The sequence below is a fragment of the Pseudoalteromonas sp. 1181_04 genome, from assembly GCF_052850545.1.
This window is the reverse complement of record NZ_VXCS01000091.1, coordinates 1-612: the sequence shown is the minus strand read 5'-3', so window position 1 is coordinate 612 and position 612 is coordinate 1. Positions and strand designations below refer to the sequence as shown.

General features: G+C 43.1%; 1 protein-coding gene. It reads left to right on the top strand.

The window, feature by feature from the left end:
• The coding region (locus tag FW757_RS23165; RefSeq protein ID WP_446441786.1) for an IS91 family transposase at positions 1-563 on the top strand (563 nt) is incomplete at its 5' end.
• Between the last annotated feature and the right edge of the window lie 49 nt (positions 564-612).

Below are 612 nucleotides of genomic sequence, written 5' to 3'. Positions count from 1 at the left end.
GCTATTTATACCCCGTAAAAGCGTTATCAACAGTCTTTAGAGGAAAAATGCTGGCGGCGCTCAATGAATGCGATAGTTCATTCGCGAAGATAAACACGCCAACCAAATGGTGCGTGTATAGTAAAGCCTGTTTAACGTACAGTGAAAAGCTAGTTAGTTACCTTGCTCGTTATACCCGAAAAGGCGTGATGTCAGAATCACGTTTGGTGACAGCGAATGAACAATCTGTGAGTTTTAAATACCGAGATTATGCAGATAACAACCGCGATAAAGTAATGACACTGAGCTGTGATGAATTTTTACGGCGCTACTTACAGCATGTACTGCCCAAAGGGTTTATGCGTATTCGCCACTATGGATTTTTAGCCAATGCATGTCGCAAGCGAAAGTTAGCGCTGATAAGGGCTCACGCGCGACACACATATAAACTGGTGAAACCAAAGGCAGAAAAAGAACCATTGATACCGCAATGGCCTTGCCAGCGGTGTAAGGTTGGCATATTACGATTTATTGGAGTGATAACCTCAGATATTGCGACGAATGAAATAGTTCGAACGAGTTAGCGGCCTAGCTTGCTGCATCAAATCAACTAGTTAACCTGCTTAACTGTTC